At 28.4% G+C, this 20,829-nt stretch carries 22 protein-coding genes; 9 read left to right on the forward strand and 13 right to left on the reverse strand.

The window, feature by feature from the left end; genetic code table 11:
• Positions 1-66: 66 nt before the first annotated feature.
• Together BLT70_RS15760 and BLT70_RS15765 are read right to left on the reverse strand one after the other, a co-directional pair.
• The gene (locus tag BLT70_RS15760) at positions 67-1,257 is read right to left on the reverse strand and encodes a DUF1501 domain-containing protein (RefSeq protein ID WP_091896557.1); all 1,191 of its coding nucleotides are present in this window, start codon (positions 1,255-1,257) and stop codon (positions 67-69) included.
• Between the two features lie 12 nt (positions 1,258-1,269).
• Positions 1,270-2,643, reverse strand: coding sequence for a DUF1800 family protein (locus tag BLT70_RS15765; protein WP_091896560.1), 1,374 nt, complete (start codon positions 2,641-2,643; stop codon positions 1,270-1,272).
• Between the two features lie 406 nt (positions 2,644-3,049).
• Between BLT70_RS15765 and BLT70_RS15770 the strand changes: the two genes are divergently transcribed.
• Positions 3,050-3,478 carry a peptidylprolyl isomerase gene (locus BLT70_RS15770; protein ID WP_091896563.1) on the forward strand — a complete coding sequence of 143 codons (429 nt, stop codon included), beginning with the start codon at positions 3,050-3,052 and terminating at the stop codon, positions 3,476-3,478.
• Positions 3,479-3,583: 105 nt separating this feature from the next.
• Here BLT70_RS15770 and BLT70_RS15775 read toward each other — a convergent pair whose 3' ends face one another.
• Positions 3,584-5,125, reverse strand: a complete 1,542-nt coding sequence (locus BLT70_RS15775; RefSeq protein ID WP_091897771.1) for an aldehyde dehydrogenase family protein — start codon at positions 5,123-5,125, stop codon at positions 3,584-3,586.
• Between the two features lie 112 nt (positions 5,126-5,237).
• Between BLT70_RS15775 and BLT70_RS15780 the strand changes: the two genes are divergently transcribed.
• Entirely contained in the window at positions 5,238-6,296 is a 1,059-nt protein-coding gene (locus BLT70_RS15780) for an isoaspartyl peptidase/L-asparaginase family protein (protein ID WP_091896566.1), read from the forward strand.
• On the opposite strand, the gene BLT70_RS15785 is transcribed toward BLT70_RS15780, so the two are convergent.
• The 5 genes from BLT70_RS15785 to BLT70_RS15805 all read right to left on the reverse strand — a co-directional run bounded on the left by BLT70_RS15785 (position 6,284) and on the right by BLT70_RS15805 (position 9,848).
• Positions 6,284-6,628, reverse strand: a complete 345-nt coding sequence (locus BLT70_RS15785; protein ID WP_091896569.1) for a hypothetical protein — start codon at positions 6,626-6,628, stop codon at positions 6,284-6,286. The two genes, BLT70_RS15780 and BLT70_RS15785, sit on opposite strands and share 13 nt — an antisense overlap.
• A 188-nt stretch (positions 6,629-6,816) precedes the next feature.
• Positions 6,817-8,157 carry an outer membrane beta-barrel protein gene (locus BLT70_RS15790; RefSeq protein ID WP_091896572.1) on the reverse strand — a complete coding sequence of 447 codons (1,341 nt, stop codon included), beginning with the start codon at positions 8,155-8,157 and terminating at the stop codon, positions 6,817-6,819.
• 3 nt (positions 8,158-8,160) lie between these two features.
• Positions 8,161-8,712 (reverse strand): RNA polymerase sigma factor, encoded by a 552-nt coding sequence (locus BLT70_RS15795; RefSeq protein WP_368086358.1) that lies wholly within the window; start codon positions 8,710-8,712, stop codon positions 8,161-8,163.
• On the reverse strand, positions 8,708-9,115 hold the full coding sequence (locus tag BLT70_RS15800) for a hypothetical protein (protein WP_091896579.1): 408 nt from the start codon (positions 9,113-9,115) through the stop codon (positions 8,708-8,710). Before BLT70_RS15800 ends, BLT70_RS15795 begins: the two co-directional genes overlap by 5 nt.
• 19 nt (positions 9,116-9,134) lie before the next feature.
• Entirely contained in the window at positions 9,135-9,848 is a 714-nt protein-coding gene (locus BLT70_RS15805) for a hypothetical protein (protein WP_091896582.1), read from the reverse strand.
• A 76-nt stretch (positions 9,849-9,924) separates the two neighbouring features.
• On the opposite strand from BLT70_RS15805, the gene BLT70_RS15810 reads away from it, so the two are divergent.
• The 3 genes from BLT70_RS15810 to BLT70_RS15820 are packed head-to-tail and all read left to right on the forward strand — an operon-like array spanning position 9,925 to position 11,853.
• Positions 9,925-10,899 (forward strand): acyl transferase, encoded by a 975-nt coding sequence (locus BLT70_RS15810; protein WP_091896585.1) that lies wholly within the window; start codon positions 9,925-9,927, stop codon positions 10,897-10,899.
• A 14-nt stretch (positions 10,900-10,913) separates the two neighbouring features.
• A complete protein-coding gene (mscL, locus tag BLT70_RS15815; RefSeq protein WP_091896588.1) occupies positions 10,914-11,372 on the forward strand; it encodes a large conductance mechanosensitive channel protein MscL in 459 nt (152 codons plus the stop codon).
• A 40-nt stretch (positions 11,373-11,412) separates the two neighbouring features.
• Positions 11,413-11,853, forward strand: coding sequence for a YHS domain-containing (seleno)protein (locus BLT70_RS15820; RefSeq protein ID WP_091896591.1), 441 nt, complete (start codon positions 11,413-11,415; stop codon positions 11,851-11,853).
• A gap of 89 nt (positions 11,854-11,942) precedes the next feature.
• On the opposite strand, the gene tyrS is transcribed toward BLT70_RS15820, so the two are convergent.
• The gene (gene tyrS, locus BLT70_RS15825) at positions 11,943-13,235 is read right to left on the reverse strand and encodes a tyrosine--tRNA ligase (RefSeq protein ID WP_091896594.1); all 1,293 of its coding nucleotides are present in this window, start codon (positions 13,233-13,235) and stop codon (positions 11,943-11,945) included.
• 168 nt (positions 13,236-13,403) lie between these two features.
• On the opposite strand from tyrS, the gene BLT70_RS15830 reads away from it, so the two are divergent.
• Positions 13,404-14,411, forward strand: a complete 1,008-nt coding sequence (locus BLT70_RS15830; protein WP_091896597.1) for an SDR family oxidoreductase — start codon at positions 13,404-13,406, stop codon at positions 14,409-14,411.
• Here BLT70_RS15830 and BLT70_RS15835 read toward each other — a convergent pair.
• The 4 genes from BLT70_RS15835 to BLT70_RS15850 all read right to left on the reverse strand — a co-directional run bounded on the left by BLT70_RS15835 (position 14,395) and on the right by BLT70_RS15850 (position 17,453).
• A complete protein-coding gene (locus BLT70_RS15835; protein WP_091897773.1) occupies positions 14,395-14,853 on the reverse strand; it encodes a DUF4296 domain-containing protein in 459 nt (152 codons plus the stop codon). The two genes, BLT70_RS15830 and BLT70_RS15835, sit on opposite strands and share 17 nt — an antisense overlap.
• Position 14,854: 1 nt before the next feature.
• Positions 14,855-16,195, reverse strand: coding sequence for a dihydroorotase (locus BLT70_RS15840; protein ID WP_091896600.1), 1,341 nt, complete (start codon positions 16,193-16,195; stop codon positions 14,855-14,857).
• Between the two features lie 72 nt (positions 16,196-16,267).
• Positions 16,268-16,732 carry a GNAT family N-acetyltransferase gene (locus BLT70_RS15845; RefSeq protein WP_091896603.1) on the reverse strand — a complete coding sequence of 155 codons (465 nt, stop codon included), beginning with the start codon at positions 16,730-16,732 and terminating at the stop codon, positions 16,268-16,270.
• 1 nt (position 16,733) lies between these two features.
• Complete coding sequence (locus BLT70_RS15850) at positions 16,734-17,453, reverse strand: polyprenol monophosphomannose synthase (RefSeq protein WP_091896606.1); 720 nt, start codon at positions 17,451-17,453, stop codon at positions 16,734-16,736.
• Positions 17,454-17,533: 80 nt separating this feature from the next.
• On the opposite strand from BLT70_RS15850, the gene BLT70_RS15855 reads away from it, so the two are divergent.
• The 3 genes from BLT70_RS15855 to BLT70_RS15865 all read left to right on the forward strand — a co-directional run bounded on the left by BLT70_RS15855 (position 17,534) and on the right by BLT70_RS15865 (position 20,828).
• On the forward strand, positions 17,534-18,175 hold the full coding sequence (locus BLT70_RS15855) for a DUF4271 domain-containing protein (RefSeq protein ID WP_091896609.1): 642 nt from the start codon (positions 17,534-17,536) through the stop codon (positions 18,173-18,175).
• Positions 18,176-18,192: 17 nt separating this feature from the next.
• Entirely contained in the window at positions 18,193-18,939 is a 747-nt protein-coding gene (locus BLT70_RS15860; protein ID WP_091896612.1) for a uroporphyrinogen-III synthase, read from the forward strand.
• A gap of 254 nt (positions 18,940-19,193) precedes the next feature.
• Positions 19,194-20,828: a serine hydrolase gene (locus BLT70_RS15865; RefSeq protein WP_091896614.1), complete on the forward strand. Its 1,635-nt coding sequence runs from the start codon at positions 19,194-19,196 to the stop codon at positions 20,826-20,828.
• Position 20,829: the final 1 nt, after the last annotated feature.

A 20,829-nucleotide genomic window follows, 5' to 3' on the forward strand; every position in this document is an offset into this window, starting at 1 on the left:
GCTAAGTTTTAATTTATTTTATCATAAGTTAAACGAAGTTAGCGGTTTTTTTTGAGAAGGTCAAGTTTACACAAAACTCAACTTAGAAAAAGATTTATTTAGAATAGAAACATCATCAACTTGCAACCATTTATCTAAAATGGTTGCATAAATTTCTCTAAAATCTATCTCGTATTTTAGGTTTCCATTTTTATCTAAATCTCCTAAATTTGGTAAGTTATTATACAAACCTTGTTTCTTTAAGTTATTTCCCATCACAAACACATTATTTGCGGTTCCGTGATCTGTACCTTTAGATTCATTTTGTTTTACACGTCTACCAAACTCAGAAAAAGTAAGAATAATAACATCATCAAAAGCATTATTTTTTTCTAAATCGTTTACAAAAACCTCCATGCTTTCTGCATAAATTTTTAATAATCTTTCTTGTGTTCCTGCTTGATTTGCGTGTGTATCAAAGCCGCTTAAACCTGCATAATACACTTGCGTTTCTAAGCCAGAATTTATAAACTCAGCAATCGTTTTTAGCTGTCTACCAAAAATATTTTTAGGATAATCTGAACTAGAAGATTTTGTTTTACTTTTTTCGAAAATATGTTTTGCAGATGATTTTGCATCAATCATAGTATTGTATAAATATCCTAAATTATGTTCATTTAAATGCGCATCAGAATAACTCTTTATAACATTATTAAAAAATGGTTCGCGCATCGATTTATAAAACAAATTAGGATCTGTTATTGCCAAGCCATTTTGGGTTTTTCCTTTTAGCATTAAAGACAAACTTTCATCAACTTCAATGGCATTATAAGGGTTTCCTTTTGTGTAATCTAAATATCTGCCAACCCAACCATTTTGCAAATATTCATTGCTATCACTGGCAGTTTGCCAAATATCTGTAGCTCTAAAATGAGACAAATTTGGGTTCGGATATCCAACATTATTTATAATACTTACAAAACCTTTATTGTATAAATCTTGTAATGGTTTTAAGCTTTTATGAAGCCCAACTTCATCAGAAATTCTAAATAAATCGTTTTGCTTTAGAGCAATATTATTTCTTTGCTGATAATAAATATCGTTGTTAAAAGGTACAACAGTATTTAAACCATCATTACCACCTTTTAACTGAATAATTACTACTTTTTTATTGCTAAAAGCTTTCATTGTATTGTTCTCAAAAGCTTTTAGAAACTGCGGAACAAAAAACATTCCGGATGCAAAAGTAGTTTGTTTTAAAAAATCTCTACGTTTCATAAATGATAAAAATTAGCAAAGTTGATATTCTGGTAAACTCATTAATTGTACACAAAAATCTTGCTTTGGCATTTGCATATTATTCATTAACATTTTTGATGTTCCAAGATTTAATTTTGTGGTAATTACATGCTTAATCAATTCTTGATGAGAACTTTTTTTATAGTTTTCATTAAAGGTTTCCCAATCTGTTTTTGTTTTTATAAATGCTTTTCTACGTAATTTTTTTTCATCAAAATTAGTATCTATAGATTCCTCATCTCCTTTATCAGAATATGTAATTTCTGCATTATTTAGTAAAACCGATGGTAAACGCAAACGTGTAACAATTGTATTACTATCAATCCAATTTCTGCCAGTTTTCCAACCTGCAACATTTGGCGGACTCATTAAAACCTGACCTAATAATTTTTGTAACAATAAAATTTGTTTTGATTTTTCTATCGTATAAGGTACAATTGTGTTGATGCCTATTAAAAATTCGATTGGCGATTTTATTTTAGTTCCTATATTTTCATCTGCATAAAACCAATCTGAAAGTAACACAAAACGCATTAAGTTTTCAATATTATAATCTTTATAGAAAACTGCTGTCATTTCGTTTATATGATCTTCATTGAGGTTATCATTTACAAAATAAGTATAAATTTTTTCTGATATAAATTTAGCACATTCCTTTTTCTCTAGAATTAAATCTATAATATCATCTCCTTTAAAATTACCAGATTTTCCAAAAAATGTTTTTTCATTCTCATCATGATTTCTAACTTTAAATGAAAATTCTCCTTTAAAATTATGATTATATCCGGTAAAAGCTCTTGCAGATTCTTTAATATCTTGCTCTGTATAATTGTCTTGCCCCAAAGTAAAAAGTTCCATTAATTCACGAGCAAAATTCTCATTAGGGCTTTTTTTCTTGTTCTGTTTATTGTTTAAATAACCAAGCATTGCAGCTTCTTTGGCAATAATTTTAGTAAAATCGCCAAAGTTTCCAAGTGCATTTTTACGCAAAGCATTGTTGTAATTTTCTACAAATAAGATATTTTTACTTTCGCAAACAAAATGATTAGCCCAAAATAAGGTCATTTTTTCACGTAAAATTTCACTAGGATTTTTTAAACGCTCAACCCAATTTATAGAAAACTCTTGTATTTTTTTTCTGCTGATTTTTTGTAGTTCTCTTCGCTGTTTTTGATCCTTATAATCTTTAGGAGTTATATTCTTTAAAAAAGAAGTATCAACTGTTAAAAGAGTTGTTTTATCCGAAGAAATAAATAACTCGTTTATCACATTTTTCTTGCTTTTTTTTGATAAACGCACTAGTTCTTTTGGCGTAATACCAAAACCAACTCTATTATATAAATGCTGTATGTGTGCTGATTTCATGAGCTTTAGACTAAAATAATTAAAGATAGTTTAATTTTATTATAAAAATATACTTTTAAATAAAACGATACATTTTTAATTTTTGAAAATAAAGATTCATTAATTATATACGTTTTATTACATATTTGTCAAAGATTTTATACTTTAACTGACATTTTTACTGATTGGATTATTTTTGATAATATTTTTTTAAATTATTTTTAAAAGTTATGTTTCACTACCATCAAAGGGATAGAGAACAATTTTTTAATTTTTATCCTCTTCAATTTATAAGTTTATACATTTTCATACCAGTTTTTTATCCTTTTGGCTTGATTTTCGCGGTTTGATAATTCATCAGTTAAAATTAAAATATTTGATGTGTAAAAATTATACAAAAAAATATTTTTAAAATAAATAATACAGTATGAGTCAAGTTAAAGAGAACAATACAGTTAAAGTAAACTACACAGGTAAATTAACCGACGGGCAAATTTTTGATACTTCAGAAGGAAGAGAACCAATACAATTTACTTTAGGTCAAGGACAGATAATTCCTGGTTTTGAAAAAGGGTTGATTGACATGGAGGTTAACGAAAAGAAAACCATTACTATCGCCAAAGAAGAAGCTTACGGAGAAGTAAATAAAGCTTTAATTCAAGAAGTAAATAAAGCTGATCTTCCACAAGACATGGAACCAAAAGTTGGAATGGGCTTAGTGTCTAAAACTCCAGACGGACAAGAAATGAACTTAATGGTTGTTGAAGTTAAAGAAGAAACTATTGTTATTGATGGTAATCATCCTTTAGCAGGTAAAGATTTAGTTTTTGATATTGAAGTTTTAGAAATTTCATAAAACGCATTTTTATATAGAAAATTTATATTAAAATAAATACTATTTCATAAAAAACCCAACTTTTAAAAAGTTGGGTTTTTATATTTTTATAAAATAATTAGTTCATTAAATATCAAACTTTATTCCTTGTGCTAAAGGTAATTCATCAGAATAATTTATGGTATTAGTTTGTCTACGCATATACACTTTCCAAGCATCAGAACCAGATTCTCTACCTCCACCAGTTTCTTTTTCACCTCCAAAAGCACCACCAATTTCTGCACCAGAAGTTCCAATATTTACGTTTGCAATTCCACAATCTGAACCAGCAAAAGACAAGAATTTCTCTGCTTCTTTCATTTCATTTGTCATAATTGCAGATGATAATCCTTGTGCAACACCATTTTGTTTTTCAATCGCATTTTCTACTTCTCCAGCATATTTCATTACATATAAAATTGGTGCAAAAGTTTCATGCTGTACAATTTCAAAATGATTTTCTGCTTCAATAATTGCAGGTTTTACATAACAACCAGATTCATAACCTTCTCCTTCTAAAACGCCACCTTCAACTAAAACTTTTCCACCTTCAGCTTTTGCTTTTTCAATAGCAGCTAAATATGTATTTACAGAATCATGATCAATTAAAGGACCAATATGATTTTTTTCATCTAAAGGATTTCCAATAGTTAATTGTTTGTAAGCACCAACAATTGCATCTCTAACTTTATCATACACAGATTCATGAATAATTAATCTCCTTGTAGATGTACAACGTTGTCCGCAAGTTCCTATAGCTCCAAAAACTGCTCCTGGTACAACTACTTTTAAATCTGCAGTTGGTGTAATAATAATTGCATTATTTCCTCCTAATTCTAGTAAAGATTTTCCAAAACGTTGTGCAACTGTTGCGCCAACAATTCTTCCCATTCTTGTAGATCCTGTTGCTGAAATTAACGGAATTCTAATATCAGAAGTCATCATTTCACCAACTTTATAATCTCCATTTATAATACAAGAAATTCCTTCTGGTAAGTTATTTTCTTTTAAAATTTCTGCAATAATATTTTGACAAGCAATAGAACATAAAGGTGCTTTTTCTGATGCTTTCCAAACACAAACATCGCCACAAATCCAAGCTAAAGCAGTGTTCCAAGCCCAAACTGCAACAGGAAAATTAAATGCAGAAATTATACCGACGACACCAATTGGATGCCATTGTTCTCTCATTACATGTCCTGGTCTTTCAGACGGAATTGTTTGTCCGTTTAATTGACGAGATAAACCTACAGCAAAATCACAGATGTCTATCATTTCTTGTACTTCTCCATAACCTTCTTGCAAAGATTTTCCCATTTCATAGGAAACTAATTTTCCTAAAGGTTCTTTTAAATCTCTTAATTTATTTCCGAATTGACGAACAATTTCTCCTCTTTGTGGAGCTGGCATGTTTCTAAAAGATAAAAAAGCTTTAGTTGCCGTTTCCATCACTTTTTCGTAATCTTCTTTTGTAGTAGATTTTACTTTTCCAATCAATTTACCATCAACGGGAGAATAGCTTTCAATAATTTCTCCGTTAGAAAAACTATTTGAACCTGTAGAAGTTCCTTCGTTTAAATCTTTTATTCCTAATTCTTTTAAAGATTCTTTAATTCCAAAGTCTATCATTTTGTTGTTCCGTTTTTGTTGTTTAAATTCGAAGAACGAATTTACAATTTTTTTATCAATTTGTAAATTAAACAAAAACATTGTATTTTGTTTAAAATTAAACACTTTAATTATGAAAAAAATTATAACTCTTCTTTCCCTTTTAATTGTTTTCTTAGGATGTAAAAATGAAACTAAAAACTCATCCGAAGAAACACAAACTAATATTAAAAAAAACAAATTTGCAATTATAATTCATGGTGGAGCAGGCACAATTTTAAAGAAAAATATGTCTGATGAAAAAGAAGCAGCCTATAAATCTAAACTAGAAGATGCAATTAAGATTGGTTATACTATTTTAAAAAATGGTGGAACAAGCCAAGAAGCTGTGATGAAAACGATTCAAGTTATGGAAGAATCACCTTTGTTTAACGCTGGAAAAGGAGCTGTTTTTACACATGAAGAAAAAAATGAATTAGATGCTTCTTTTATGGATGGAAAAACATTAAATGCTGGTGCTGTTGCAGGAGTTACAAACGTAAAAAGCCCAATAGAATTAGCTATAAAAATAATGACAGATTCTGATCATGTAATGCTTTCTGGATCAGGAGCTAGTGAATTTGCCAAAGAAAAAGGACTAGAAATTGTTGATCCAAGTTATTTTTATACAGAAAAACGTTTTAAATCGCTTCAAAGAATTAAAGACAAAGAAAAAACTGCGCTTGATCATGATGATAAAAAAGCAGTTTTTTATGATGCCGACATTAAAAATAGCAAATTTGGAACAGTAGGTTGTGTAGCTTTAGATAAAAATGGAAATATTGCTGCAGGAACTTCCACAGGAGGAATGACTAACAAACGTTGGGGGAGAATTGGCGATGCACCAATTATTGGTTCTGGTACGTATGCAAATAATAAAACCTGTGGAGTTTCATCAACTGGTTGGGGAGAATATTTTATACGAAGTCAAGTTGCGTATGATATTTCTGCACAAATGGAATATCAGCAAAAAACGTTGAAAGAAGCAACAAAAGATGTTATTCAAAATAAACTTACTAAACTTGGTGGAACTGGTGGAGTTGTTGCTTTAGACAAAAATGGGAATATGTCTTTTGAGTTTAATACTGCAGGAATGTACAGAGCATCGATGGATGACAAAGGGAATTTAATACTGAAAATTTACAAAGAATAATCTAACCATTCTTCTGGTAAAGACTCTAAATTGAGTTCTATACTTTCTGATTTTAATTTCTTTTTTAAACCTAATTTAGTAATCTTAGGAATTGATAAATTGATGTTATTTCTTTTATTTATCAATTCTAATACTTCTTCTATTGATCTTTTACCACACAAAACCAAGCTATTCATCATAGCATTAGATTCCTTTTCTAAATCAAAAAAATCTACAAAAAATTTGGGTTTATCATCTTGATAAATAACCCATTGCGTATCCTTCTTTTTTATGAGTTCTACAACCTGTTTGGTTCCGCTAAAAGTTCTGTATGTAGAAAGTTTAAATTTCATATTTTGTATTTTACATAAATTATGACACATTTTTTTATTAAATGTCACAATTTACTTGTATATACTGCCTTTATATTGAAATATTAACAGCCTACAAAAATAATCAATTTATTCTAATTACATTTTTTATTTCGATTAAATGACAATAAAACTCTTTAAACGTAATTAAAAAAAAGGCCCTTATTATACTAAAATTTATATTTAATTCCTGAATAAATTCCTAAGTTAAAAGGAGCAAAACCATTAGAATTTTCACTAAACGTATGTAGTTGAGCTTTTAACATCGGGTTTAAATTTAAAGACCATTTTTTATTTAATGAATAATTAAAGTCAAATCCTAAATTTCCACTAAAATTAATGGTATTTAAATTGTTTGCTTTTCCTGATTTAGATAGAAATTGGCTCTCTAAATTAATTTCATTTTTATTTAAAAACAAAGAACTAAATCCTGCTACTATTTCTGTATTAAACTTTTTACTGCTTAAAAAATTATATTTTACTTCAATTGGAATTTCTATATAACCATATTGTTGATTTAACTCTCCACTTAAACTAGTTCTAGATATTACTGAACTACTAGCAAAATCTGAGCTTTGAGTACTAATTTCATTAAAAGAAAAAGAATCTCCACTATTAAATGCAACCGACGACGAACTTGTAGAAATTGTGACAACAGCAGTTACTTGACGATTTGAAAAACTCATTTCTTGTAAATGTATTCCAGATTGAATACTCCATTTTTTATTTATTTTATATCCGATTTGCAAACCGTAAGAATACGAACTTTGCCCTTTTGTGGAGTTTGATAAACTTTTATCTATTGGCGATGTATTAGAAAACGAATTAGAATTTAATACTGCAAAAACAGGTGCAATAGACCATTTTTCTTTTGATGATTTAGGTGAAAAAAGACTATCTTTTTTTTCTACAAACTTGTTTAAATCAACTTTATTTGTAATTGATTCTTTTTCAACTTTAGTAAGTTCTTTCTTTTTATCAGAAAAAAACGTTGTGTTATCAATTATAATAATCTCTTTCTTATGTATTGAATCTATATTTTCTTTGTTAGAATTATCAGCAAAAAAAGTCTTTTCTTTCTCGTTTTTTTTGCTAACTAACTTCTTAATAATATCTGTATTTTTAGGGTTTATTTTTTGTTGATTACTAGGTCTTCTATTTATTTGTTTATCAGAAATAAGAATTTTTTCCTCACTCTTTTCATCCTGAATTATAGTATCTATTTTGGTCTTATAAATAGTTTTCAATTTTATTTCTTTCTTAGGGCTTTCTGTAATTATAATGTCTGAATCTGTTTTATTAAAAACATCTTTATCATCAGAAAAAGGAAACAACAAAATTCCTAAAAGTAACATTGCTGCAATTCCGCTTGCAAACCACCAAACAGGAACTACTCTCCTCTTCTTCTTTTTAAGTTTAGATTCAATATTGTTCCAAACTCTTTTATTTGGAGTTGCCTCCAAATTTTTAAGCTGTTCTTGAAACAATTTATCTAAATTATTATGATCCATTAATTAATTTTTTTGTGCTTTTTTCTGATGATTTTCTAACTGTTCTTTTAAAATTTTTCTAGCTCTAGACAAGTTAGATTTGGATGTTCCTACAGAGATATTTAGCATTTCTGCAATTTCTTTATGCGTATAATTATCTAAAACATATAGATTAAAAATCAATCTATATCTATCTGGTAATTGCTGAATATAATTTAACAAAACATCCACACTAAAAATGGTAGTATCTATATCGAATTCTTCCATCTCATCCTCATCAGAAATTTCTTTTACAATTTGTAAAGGAGCTTTTTCTCTATATTTTTGTAAAGCTGTATGTATCGTAATTCGTTTTAGCCAACCTTCAAAAGAACCTTTATTTTTATATTGTTCAATTTTATTGAAAATAGTGATAAAACTATCTTGTAAATTATCTTCTGCATCTTGATAATTACGAGAATATTTTAAACAAACAGCAAACAGTTTATCAGAAAAAAGCTGATAAACCTGTGCTTGTGCTGCAATTTTTTGTTTGCAACATTCCTTTATGAGTTCTTCTAGTTTGATGGTTCTAATTTACAGGAACTACAACTTCCTCAAAAATATTTTCGCCATTACTATCTTTTCCTTTATAAAACTTAAAAACATAGTCTTCTAGCTGTGATGCTTTTACCGGAATCTTCTTTTCTTCTTGTATAATAGCTTCTGTACAAGGAGAATCTAATTCTACAAAGGCAGAAATAGCAACAATTCTTGTAGTGTCTTGAGGTTCATAATAAATTTGATTAAAATGATAACATCCATTTGGCAAAGAATATTTTACTGCAATTGTATCTATTTGACCATACGTAAAACTTGCTGGCGTTATTGCTTCATCAATTGGTAAATACTCAAAAGTGTAATTTAGTTCATCATTATCTGTGTTTAAACAAGCGGAAAAAACAAGTAATCCGAATAAAAGTAGTGTAAATTTTTTCATTTTTTTTAATGTATTTTAGTTAATAAATAAGTTTTGGAAATCCGTTTTGGCATTCTACTGAAGTTGGAGGATTTGTAATTGAACAATCTGAAATTACACCCCATTTAATGTTAAAATCTTTTTCTGTTTGCGTATATGTTTCTATTTTCTGTAGAAAAGCAGTAGTATCTATTTTCGATGAATAAGCGATATAACCTTTAGGACCTCCACAAGCTTTTGATCCGTAAGCAACAAAATTCCAATCAGCAGCATCTGAGCAAGAAATACTATAAGACAAATTTTGAATTTCATTAAATAAATCCATTAAACTTCTATGCTCTAATTCTTTTTCTGAAAGTTCTCTTTTTACGACTAATTTTTCTTCTGATACTTCTAAAATTCGCCATTGAAAATCTCCTATAAAAGAAGTTGTGCTAATTTTAACGAGACTATCTTCTACAAATTCCCAAGTTCCTGTATAATCAGTAAATGTTAAAGGAGGAGTTCCACACCAACCCGAAGAACGTTCTATAAAAACACCTTTTTCTACAAATGATATTCCATAAGAATCATTTGGTAAAGAATTTACTCGTGTAAAAGTTATTTGTTCATCTTCATAACTAGTCTCTGCCCAATAGCCAAATAATAAACTATCGTTAGGATCTATAATTAATTCATTGCTTTGATTGTTAATTTCGCAAGAAAAAAGAAAAACCGTAAGAAATAATGATAAAAAGGCTGTTTTAGTTTTCATAATATTGAGTTCTTTTTTACAAGATGCAAAAACTTTGAGATGGTTGCGTCTAATAATCTTATTTTTGCAATAATATATGCAAGAAACTATTTTTAACATAAAGTCTAATGAGCAGTTTGCAAAAGCTGCACTTGAAGTTTTTAAACATCAATTTAAAAACAATAAAGTATATCGTTCTTTTTGCGATTTACTATACATTCATCCTTCGGATGTTACTAAGATTGATGAAATTCCGTTTTTACCAATTCAGTTTTTTAAGTTGAGAGAAATACTTTCATCCACAGAAAAAGTTGAAGAAATTTTTACAAGTTCTGGTACAACAGGAAGTGTTACTAGCAAACATTTTGTAACCGATATCAACCTTTATAAACAAAGTTATTTATCCGGATTTTCTCATTTTTATGGAAACATAGAAGACTTTGTGGTACTCGCTTTATTGCCAAATTATTTAGAAAGAAATGGCTCTTCTTTGGTTTTTATGGTGGATGATTTAATTGCAAAATCTAAAAACTCTGAAAGTGGATTTTACCTCAACAATTTAGATGAATTAGCACAAAAACTCATCAATCTTGATAAAAATGGACAAAAAGTATTGTTGATTGGCGTTTCTTTTGCGTTGTTAGATTTGATTGAAAAACATCAATTTAAACTTAAAAACACCATCATTATGGAAACTGGTGGTATGAAAGGCAGAAGAAAAGAATTGATAAGAAACGAATTACATCAGCTATTACAAGACGGTTTTGGGGTTGATGAAATTCACTCAGAATACGGAATGACAGAACTGTTAAGTCAAGCTTATTCTAAAGGAAACGGAATTTTTGAAACACCACCTTGGATGAAAATTTTAACCAGAGATACAGAAGATGCTTTGACAATTTTGCCTAAAGAAAAAACAGGCGGCATAAATATAATTGATTTGGCAAACTATAATTCTTGTTCATTTATTGCTACGCAAGATTTAGGAAAAGTACATAAAAATGACACCTTTGAAATTATTGGTCGTTTTGATGATTCTGATATTAGAGGTTGTAATTTAATGGTGTTATAGAAACTAAAATAATTATGAGATTAAAATTAATACAAGATTTTAAAGAGTTTGCTGTTAAAGGAAACATGATTGATATTGCGATTGGTGTAATTATTGGCGCAGCTTTTAATAAAGTAGTAAATGTTTTAGTAAAAGAAATTTTAATGCCACCATTATCTTTTATGACCAATGGTTCAAATTGGGAGAGCAAGAAAATTATTTTAAGAGAAGCAGTTATTGTTGACAACAAAATTACTCTAGAACAAATAGCTATTGGTTACGGTAAATTTTTAGAAACAGGAGTAGATTTTTTAATAATTACTTTTTCTGTTTTTGTGGTTGTAAAAGTGATGAATTCAATGAAGAAAAAAGCTGAAGATCCTAAAAATGAAAAAGTAGTTACACCTAAAAACATTGAATTAATGAATAAAACCAATGAACTTCTAGAGAAACAAAACGAGTATTTAAAGAAACTTATTTCCAAGGATATTTAAACTAATGTAATTTTTTGTGTGTGTTTTCGACTGAAAACAGATGAAACAATATACTACCTTATTATTACTACTAATTTCAATCACTTTTTCTGCCCAAAATTACAATACTAAAAATGGTTTTGTTGCAGAAGGTTATGATGTAGTTTCTTATTTTAATAACAAAGCAGAAAAAGGGAATAAAGAGTTTACCACAGAATTTGATGGTGTAAAATTCAAGTTTTCATCAAAAGAGAATTTAGCGAAATTTAAAGAAAATCCGAAGAAATACGCCCCTCAATATGGTGGTTATTGTGCGTATGCAATAGGATTAAAAGGTGAAAAGGTAACTATAAATCCGAAGACTTATGAAATTAGAGATGGTAAATTATATCTTTTCTACAATTCTTGGGGAACAAATACCTTAGAACTTTGGCAAAAAGAAGGCCCTGAAAAGTTGCAAAAACAAGCAGATAAAAACTGGAAAAAAATAATAGCTAATTAATATTCTCACTGTTATGAGCGTATAATTCATAACAAAAAAAAGAGCTGAATTAGTTAATTCAGCTCTTTCTTAATTTTATAAAGTTATTGTTACTCAACAACTAGTAAATAATATGTTTTTTTACCACGTTGTAATAACACATATTTATTTGCAATTAAATCTTCTTTAGTAATTGTAAAATCATCTTTTACTTTTTCTTTATTTACAGAAATTGCATTTTCTTTTAACGCTCTTCTAGCCTCTCCGTTAGAATTCAAAAAGTTATTTTTTGCAGCTAAAGCACCAATCATATCTAAGCCTTCTTCAATATCAGCAATAGAAACGGTAGCTTGTGGCACACCATCAAACACATCTAAAAATGTTTGTTCGTCTAAAGATTTTAAATCAGAAGCTGTAGATTTTCCAAATAAAATAGAAGAAGCTTTTAAAGCATTTTCGTAAGCTTCTTTACCATGTGTTAAAATAGTAACTTCTTCTCCTAATTTCTTTTGTAATAAACGTAAATGCGGATTTTCTGAATGTTCTGTAATTAAATTTTCTATCGTTTCTTTGTCTAAAAATGTAAACTTTTTAATAAAGTTTTCTGCATCTTCATCCGAAGAATTTAACCAATATTGATAAAATTTATAAGGTGATGTTCTGTCTGCATTTAACCAAACATTTCCTCCTTCAGTTTTTCCAAATTTTGTTCCGTCTGCTTTTGTAACCAAAGGAACTGTAATTGCATATGCTTTTCCTTGTGCTTTTCTACGGATTAATTCTGTACCCGTTGTAATATTTCCCCACTGATCAGAACCACCCATTTGCAACTTACAATTCTTTTCTGTGTACAAGTGATAAAAATCGTAGCCTTGAAATAATTGGTATGTAAATTCTGTAAAACTCATACCTTCAGAAGATTCAGAACTCAAACGTTTCTTAACAGAATCTTTTGCCATCATGTAATTTACAGTAATATGTTTACCGGTATCTCTAACAAAATCGATTAAAGAAATATCTTTCATCCAATCGTAATTGTTTACCAATTCCGCTTTATTTTCTACGGATGCATCAAAATCTAAAAAACGTTCTAAATTTTCTCTAACACCAGCAATATTTTTAGCTAAAGTTGCTTCATCTAACAAATTACGTTCTGCAGATTTTCCAGAAGGATCGCCAACCATACCAGTTGCGCCACCAATTAAAGCAATAGGATTATGCCCTGCATTTTGAAAGTGTTTTAAAATAAAAATTTGCACCAAACTCCCAATATGTAGCGAGTCTGCTGTTGGATCGAAACCAATATATCCTGCAGTTTTATTTTTTAATAAATATTCTTCTGTATCTGGCATAATATCATGCAATAATCCACGCCAGCGTAATTCTTCAACAAAATTTGTCATTATAAATCTATAATTAATTCAATTTAAAAAATGTTTGTTAAACTGTACTTATCTAAATTTTTAATCAATTTCTACAAGTTGAATTTAACAATGTTAAACAAGTTTAAATAAGTGCTTTTTAACGGGGCAAAGATAAACTTATCAATGAAAAAATCATAAATTAGCAACATGATTTTAGTTACTGGAGGCACAGGTTTAGTAGGTTCGCATTTATTATATCATTTAAGTTTACAAAATGATGCAATTAGAGCTATTTATAGAACAAAATCATCTTTAGAAAAGGTGAAAAATGTCTTTTCTTATTATACTGATGATGAAACTTTTTTCAATAAAATAGAATGGTTTTTAGCTGATATTACTGATGTTCCTGCAATGATTCCTGCTTTTATTAACGTAAAACACGTGTATCATTGTGCCGCATTTATTTCTTTTAATCCGAAGGATTATAGACAAATGCGCAAAGTTAATATTCACGGAACAGCAATTATTGTAAATCTTTGTATTGATGCAAAAATTGATAAATTGTGTTTTGTAAGTTCTATTGCTGCTGTTGGAAATTCTTTAAATTCGAATTTTACAACGGAAGAAGATGAATGGAATAAAGAGCTAGATAATAGTGGGTATTCTATTACCAAATTTGGCGCAGAAATGGAAGTTTGGCGCGCAAGTCAAGAAGGAATTGATGTAGTAATTGTAAATCCTGGTGTTATTTTAGGGAGTGGTTTTTGGAACGCTGGTTCTGGTAAATTATTCTCACAAGTTTATAACGGTTTTCAATTTTACACAGAAGGAATTACCGGTTTTGTTTCTGAACAAGATGTTGTAAAATCAATGATTTTGTTGATGAATTCTGCTATAAAAAACGAACGTTTTATTTTAGTATCAGAAAACAAAATATTCAAAGAAATCTTCTTTTTAATTGCAGATGGTTTTAGTAAAAAACGACCATCAAAAAAAATAAAACCTTGGCAAACAAATATCTTTTGGCGAGTTGCTTGGCTCCTATCAAAAATTACAGGAAAAGAACCTTTACTAAGTAAATATTCTGCAAGATCTGCGCATTCTATTTCTGAATATTCATCAGAAAAAATAGAAAAATCAATTGCTTTTAAATTTGAAAAAACAGAGAAATCAATAGAAAGAATTTGTAAAAACTATCTTAACGATTTTTTTTAAAGTTAAGTTCTTTTTTATTTATATCTAAACTATCTCCTATTGCTACTCTTTTCTTAACTTTTTTTAGCTTATTAATAGAGTCTTTTCTTAAAGAATCTTTTATAGCAATTATATCATCATACACTTTTTTTTGCTTTTCTAAGTCTGCTTTTGCATCTTCAAAAATTTCTTGATAATCGTCTATTTTAGACATATAATACAAGTTGCTAGTTTGAAAACGAGTGCTATCAATTTTAAATTCATCGTACACTAAAGCCATGTATTCAATCTTCGTTTCCATGTTTTTATTTTTCACATATTTAGCCGAAGAAGCAATCATCATTTCTTGAATTAAAAGACGCATTGTATCTTTAGGAATCAAGTCTTTTGGCTTTTCTAAAATAGTATTACTTGTACAAGAAATCAAAAAAACAAAAATCAGTAAGTAGCTTATATTCTTCATTTTAACGATTAAAAGTGATGCGTTTTCCTTTAATTTCATCATTAAAAACGCCATTATTATAAATTAAATTTCCATTCACAAACGTGTGAGTTATGGTTGATGAAAATGTAGTTCCTTCAAAAGGAGACCAACCACATTTGTACAAAATATTTTCTTTAGAAACGGTTTGCGGTTTGTTGGTATCAATTAAAACTAAATCGGCATAAAAACCTTCTTTTACAAAACCACGTTTCTCTATTTGAAATAATTTTGCCGGATTATGGCTCATTTTTTCAACCGCTTTTTCAATGCTAATTACACCTTCTTTTACTTTTTCTAAAATAGCTGTTACAGCATGTTGTACCAATGGTCCTCCACTTGGTGCTTTTGTGTACACATTTGTTTTTTCTTCTAAAGTATGCGGCGCATGATCTGTTGCTAAAACATCAATTCTGTCATCTAACAAAGCTTCCCATAAACCTAATCTGTCTTTTTCTGTTTTTACAGCAGGATTCCATTTTATATGTGTTCCTTTCTCTTCGTAATCTTTATCAGAAAACCATAAATGATGCACACAAACTTCCGCTGTAATTTGCTTTTCTTCTAAAGGAATATCGTTTCTAAAAAGCTCAGTTTCTTTTGCTGTTGATACATGAAAAATATGCAACCTTGCTCCTGTTTTCTTTGCCAAAGCAATTGCTTTTGAAGACGATAAATAACACGCTTCTTCGCTTCTAATAATTGGATGATATTTTACAGGAATATCTTCGCCATATTTGTCAATAAACTCTTGTGTATTTTTTCTGATGGTTGCTTCATCTTCACAATGCACAGAAATTATCATTTTGGTTGATGAGAAAATTTTCTCTAAAATTTCTTCATTATCAACCAACATATTTCCTGTAGATGAACCCAAGAATAATTTAATTCCAGCTACTTTTTTAGGATCTGTTTTTAATAATTCTTCTAAATTATCGTTCGTTCCACCAAACATAAAAGAATAGTTTGCGTATGAATCTTTGCTAGCAATTGTAAATTTATCTTCTAATAAATCTTGCGTTGTAGCTTGCGGAACTGTGTTTGGCATTTCTATAAAAGTAGTAATTCCGCCAGCAACTGCTGCCCTACTTTCTGTTGCAATATTCGCTTTGTGCGTTAAACCAGGTTCTCTAAAATGCACTTGATCATCAATAAAACCAGGGATAAGATATTTACCTTTAGCATCAATAATAGTGGTATTTTCTGTTGCTTTTATTTCTGATGCAATTTCTTTTATAATTTCGTTTTCAATTAAAACATCACCTTTAAAAGTGTTGTTTTCGTTAACAATTGTTGCGTTTTTTATTAAAATTAATTTCTTCATTCTTATTTTTATTTAACAGCAAAAACACAGAGTTTTTTTTGATTTTATCTATTATAAACTACTATACACCTTTTAAATATCCATTCTCATATTTACTAAAATTTTGGTAAATCCAAATTTTTCGTAAGGTTTTATTGCTGCAATATTATTGTTATAGACATCTAATCTTAATTCTTTAAGACCTTTTTTGGTTGCCCATTCTTTTAACGATTCTAAAATTATAGTACTAATTTTTTGTCCTCTAAAGTTTGGTTTTACATATAAAAAACCAACATAACCATGTTGAGGATTTTTTTGATATATTTTAGAATTATCTATTCTAACATATCCACAAGCTACAATTTCTTCATTAAAAATTGCAACGACAAAATTAATATGTTCTGCAGTAATTAGCTCGGGAATATTATAATAACAAATATCTCTATCCGCTAAAAAAGGATCTAAAGGTCTTTCTGCCTCAACAACTCCTTGCTCAAATTGTAGCAAGGTTTCTAAATCATCAAGATTTGCAGTTCTAAGAGAAATTGATTTATTCATTTTATTTTGGCAATCCTTTTAAACGCATTTTAATTACACCAAAAAGTGCTTCAGAAATAATATTTCCACTCATTTTAGAAGCTCCTAAAGTTCTATCAGTAAAAATAACTGAAACTTCTTTTATATTAAATTTATGTTTCCAAGCTTTAAATTTCATTTCAATTTGAAAAGCATAACCAACAAATTTAATTTTATCAAGATTAATAGTTTCTAGCACATTTCTTTTCCAACAAACAAAACCTGCAGTTGTATCAAAAACAGGAATTCTAGTAATAAAACGCACATATTTTGAGGCAAAATAAGATAAAAGAACTCTTTTCATTGGCCAATTTACAACATTTACACCTTGCGAATATCTTGAACCAACAGAAACATCTGCGCCATCTTTATGGCAAGCATTATATAAACGAACTAAATCTTTTGGATTGTGAGAAAAATCAGCATCCATTTCTAAAATATAATTATATTTTTTTGAAAGCGCCCATTTAAAACCATGAATATAAGCTGTTCCTAATCCGTTTTTTCCAATTCGTTTTTCTAAAAAAAGCTGTTCGGGAAATTCTGTAATTAATTTTTTTACAATTTCTGATGTTCCATCAGGAGAATTATCATCAACAATTAAAATATGAAACACTTTTTTTTGATTAAAGGTAGCTCTAATGATGGTTTCAATATTTTCTTTTTCGTTATAAGTAGGAATAATTACTAAAGCGTCTGACATATATAAATTATACAGGTAAGTAAACAAATATACATTATTTAATTACTAATTTTGTGTTAATCATTTCAAAAAAAAACTAGTTGCAAGCAATAGAAAAAATAACAGCTACTAATAGTTGGATAACTGCAGTATTAATGCTGTTGTTCCTCTGTATTGTTTTATTAAAAATCTTAGACGCAAACCGACTAAAAAGCAATGCATTAAGCTTGTTTAATATTCATTTTGTAGAGAACGAATCTGATAAAAATTCAAACTTTTTTAATCCCTTTCGATTTGTGATTTTTACATTTACTGTAGTAGTATTATCACTTGTAATTTATAGTTTTAAAACATACTATTTATCTACAAATATTGTTAATTTCTCTTCCTATTTGCCTATTTTTTTAGGTTTGTTATCATATTTTATTATTAAAAGAGTTTTAGAATACTTACTTTTTTACTTATTTTTAATTAAAAATGAGGTTCGTTTTTTTATCATTTCAAAAATTAATTATTTACATACTATTACGTTTTTACTATATATAGCAGTAGTTTTAACCGAATACTCTAGTTTAAAAAAACTCTATTTATTCTATTTTGCTGCCTTATTATTTATTGTAAGATTTGTAATTCATGTTGTTAGTAACAAAAAGCTGATATTTAATAAGTTGTTTTATTTTATTTTGTACATTTGCGCCTTTGAAATAGCACCGCTATTTATACTGTTTAAACTGATGTTTTAATTATAAAACGAATGTATATGAAAGTGAAAACGATTTTAGTATCACAACCTGCACCTAAGACAGAAACCAATCCTTATTTTGATTTATCTGATAAACAAAAAGTGAAAATTGATTTTCGCTCTTTTATTCATGTTGAAGGAATTACCGTTAAAGATGTTAGGCTACAAAAAATTGATTTTAAAAATTTTACAGCAATTATTTTAACAAGTAGAAACGCTGTAGATCACTTTTTTAGAGTTGCCGAAGAAATGCGCTTTAAAGTGCCAGATTCTATGAAATATTTCTGCCAATCTGAAGCTGTAGCTTATTATTTACAAAAATATGTTGTGTATAGAAAACGTAAAATTTATGTTGGTACAAGAACATTTACAGATTTAACCAGATTAATTAAAAAACATAAAACAGAAAAGTTTTTACTACCTTCTTCTGATAAATTAAAGCCATTAATCCCTGCAGAATTAGATGCTTTAGGTATTAACTGGCAACGTGCAGACTTATACAAAACTGTAGTTAGTGATTTATCTGATTTAGAAGATGTTTTTTATGATGTATTAGTGTTTTTTAGCCCATCGGGAATAGAATCATTATTTCAAAATTTTCCTAACTTCAAACAAAATGAAACAAGAATTGCTGCCTTTGGTAATTCTACAGTAAAAGCAGTTACAGAAGCTGGTTTAAAGTGCGATATTGAAGCGCCAACGCCAGATACACCTTCTATGACAATGGCTTTAGATAAATATATTAAAGAAGTAAATAAAAAGTAACTATTTACCTTTATAAACTATATAAAAATCGAGCAGAAATGTTCGATTTTTTTTTGTTGTAAAAATTGATTTAAAATCCTATTTTTAAAAAGCATACACTTTATATTCTTGTAAATTATTCTTCTATGTAACAACATTATCATTTATTCGTCGATATAAAAAAAACAGCTTTATTTATTAAAATAATCATTTTGTTAATTCTATATAATTACAGAAATAACAAAAAGAAAATTTGCTTTAAAAAAACGAATAACATGAAATTGAATTACCTATTAATAGCGATTACTTGTTTCTTAATATCTTGTAAAAACAGTAGTAACTTAAAGTTAAAAAACGACTACAAAGAAGAATTAAACAATTTATTCTTCTCTAAAGAAGATGTAGAAAAAAATAACTCAAAAACAAAAAACTACATAAATAATTTTGCTTTAAACAAAGACGAATTTTTAACTATTCATTTTACTTTAAATAAACCACTCGTTGAAAATCTACAATTATTAGCGCCAAATTTAACGGAAAATCAGCTATTAGAAATAGGAAGTTTTCAATTCTCATTTTTAGTTGATGGTAAAATAATTTATGTAGAAAACTTAAACAAAGGAGCAGGTTTAAAAGAATCAAAAACAACACAAATTCAGCATTCTATACGTTTAGTAGCGCCAAAACAATTAGATTATTGGGGTTGGTTTATGTGGTTAAAATTCATGAAATTAGGCGGCGGTCAAGATGCGCTTGTAACAGGGAAACATTTGTTAAGTATAGAAGTGAGACCTTATATAAAACAAGATATTCTAAAAGTTGGACCTCTTTTAGCCAAAGGAAAAATTACAGTAGAAGTTGCGAAAATTTCTGTTGATGAAAACTTAATTCCTGTTCAAAAAATACAAGAAAATAGTGGATGGGAAATTTCTAAAGATACTTTTGATAAAAATAAAATTGAAGCTTTAAACAGAAAAATAGCAGAAAATAGGTTTGAAAATATTAACGGAATTGTTGTTATAAAAGATAATAAACTTTTATTAGAAGAATATTTTAATGATGAAAATAGAAATAGTTTACACGACCCAAGATCTGTTGGGAAATCTATTGCTTCTACAATGTTGGGAATTGCTATTGATGAAAAATTCATCAAAAATGAAAACGAATTGCTTAAAGATTTTTACGATTTAAAAAAGTTTTCTAATTATAGCAATAAAAAAGAAGTAGTTACCTTAAAATCATTAGTAACAATGAGTTCTGGTTTTCTAGGTGATGATAGCGATTTTAGTAGTCCTGGAAATGAAGAAAATATGTATCCAACAGAAAATTGGGTAAAATTCACACTTGATTTACCAATGGATAAAGAAAAAGAAATTGGTAAAGATTTTGCATATTTTACAGCTGGAGTTGTAGTTTTAGGTGATATTATTGATAAATCTGTTCCTGAAGGATTAGTTTCTTACGCAGATAAAAAACTATTTAAACCATTAAATATTACCAATTATAAGTGGGAATACACACCTCAAAAAGTGGGAAATACTGCTGGTGGAATCCGTTTAAGAGCGCTTGATTTTGCTAAATACGGACAATTATATAAAAACAAAGGTTTGTGGAACGGACAACAAATTTTAAGCAAACAATGGGTAGAAAAAAGTTTGGATAAACACATAAAACAATCACTCGATAAAGGTTATTATGGATATTTATTCTGGAACAAAATATTTAAAGTAAATAACAAAGAATATGAAGTCTCTTTTTGCAGTGGTAATGGAGGAAATAAAATTTTCATCTTTAAAGATATTCCATTCGTAATTGTAATTACCTCTTCTGCATATAATTCACCAAATGCACAAGCAGACGCAGATAAAATAATGACAGATTATATTTTACCTGCAATTTTGGATAAATAAT

The sequence above is a fragment of the Polaribacter sp. KT25b genome (genome assembly GCF_900105145.1).
GTDB lineage: Bacteria > Bacteroidota > Bacteroidia > Flavobacteriales > Flavobacteriaceae > Polaribacter.

What these genes read in the sequence shown, in the direction of transcription:
- BLT70_RS15760 (WP_091896557.1), bottom strand. Translation starts at nt 1,257, where the DNA reads ATGAAACGTAGAGATTTTTTAAAACAAACTACTTTTGCATCCGGAATG.
- BLT70_RS15765 (WP_091896560.1), bottom strand. Translation starts at nt 2,643, where the DNA reads ATGAAATCAGCACACATACAGCATTTATATAATAGAGTTGGTTTTGGT.
- BLT70_RS15770 (WP_091896563.1), top strand. Translation starts at nt 3,050, where the DNA reads ATGAGTCAAGTTAAAGAGAACAATACAGTTAAAGTAAACTACACAGGT.
- BLT70_RS15775 (WP_091897771.1), bottom strand. Translation starts at nt 5,125, where the DNA reads ATGATAGACTTTGGAATTAAAGAATCTTTAAAAGAATTAGGAATAAAA.
- BLT70_RS15780 (WP_091896566.1), top strand. Translation starts at nt 5,238, where the DNA reads ATGAAAAAAATTATAACTCTTCTTTCCCTTTTAATTGTTTTCTTAGGA.
- BLT70_RS15785 (WP_091896569.1), bottom strand. Translation starts at nt 6,628, where the DNA reads ATGAAATTTAAACTTTCTACATACAGAACTTTTAGCGGAACCAAACAG.
- BLT70_RS15790 (WP_091896572.1), bottom strand. Translation starts at nt 8,157, where the DNA reads ATGGATCATAATAATTTAGATAAATTGTTTCAAGAACAGCTTAAAAAT.
- BLT70_RS15800 (WP_091896579.1), bottom strand. Translation starts at nt 9,115, where the DNA reads ATGAAAAAATTTACACTACTTTTATTCGGATTACTTGTTTTTTCCGCT.
- BLT70_RS15805 (WP_091896582.1), bottom strand. Translation starts at nt 9,848, where the DNA reads ATGAAAACTAAAACAGCCTTTTTATCATTATTTCTTACGGTTTTTCTT.
- BLT70_RS15810 (WP_091896585.1), top strand. Translation starts at nt 9,925, where the DNA reads ATGCAAGAAACTATTTTTAACATAAAGTCTAATGAGCAGTTTGCAAAA.
- mscL (WP_091896588.1), top strand. Translation starts at nt 10,914, where the DNA reads ATGAGATTAAAATTAATACAAGATTTTAAAGAGTTTGCTGTTAAAGGA.
- BLT70_RS15820 (WP_091896591.1), top strand. Translation starts at nt 11,413, where the DNA reads ATGAAACAATATACTACCTTATTATTACTACTAATTTCAATCACTTTT.
- tyrS (WP_091896594.1), bottom strand. Translation starts at nt 13,235, where the DNA reads ATGACAAATTTTGTTGAAGAATTACGCTGGCGTGGATTATTGCATGAT.
- BLT70_RS15830 (WP_091896597.1), top strand. Translation starts at nt 13,404, where the DNA reads ATGATTTTAGTTACTGGAGGCACAGGTTTAGTAGGTTCGCATTTATTA.
- BLT70_RS15835 (WP_091897773.1), bottom strand. Translation starts at nt 14,853, where the DNA reads ATGAAGAATATAAGCTACTTACTGATTTTTGTTTTTTTGATTTCTTGT.
- BLT70_RS15840 (WP_091896600.1), bottom strand. Translation starts at nt 16,195, where the DNA reads ATGAAGAAATTAATTTTAATAAAAAACGCAACAATTGTTAACGAAAAC.
- BLT70_RS15845 (WP_091896603.1), bottom strand. Translation starts at nt 16,732, where the DNA reads ATGAATAAATCAATTTCTCTTAGAACTGCAAATCTTGATGATTTAGAA.
- BLT70_RS15850 (WP_091896606.1), bottom strand. Translation starts at nt 17,453, where the DNA reads ATGTCAGACGCTTTAGTAATTATTCCTACTTATAACGAAAAAGAAAAT.
- BLT70_RS15860 (WP_091896612.1), top strand. Translation starts at nt 18,193, where the DNA reads ATGAAAGTGAAAACGATTTTAGTATCACAACCTGCACCTAAGACAGAA.
- BLT70_RS15865 (WP_091896614.1), top strand. Translation starts at nt 19,194, where the DNA reads ATGAAATTGAATTACCTATTAATAGCGATTACTTGTTTCTTAATATCT.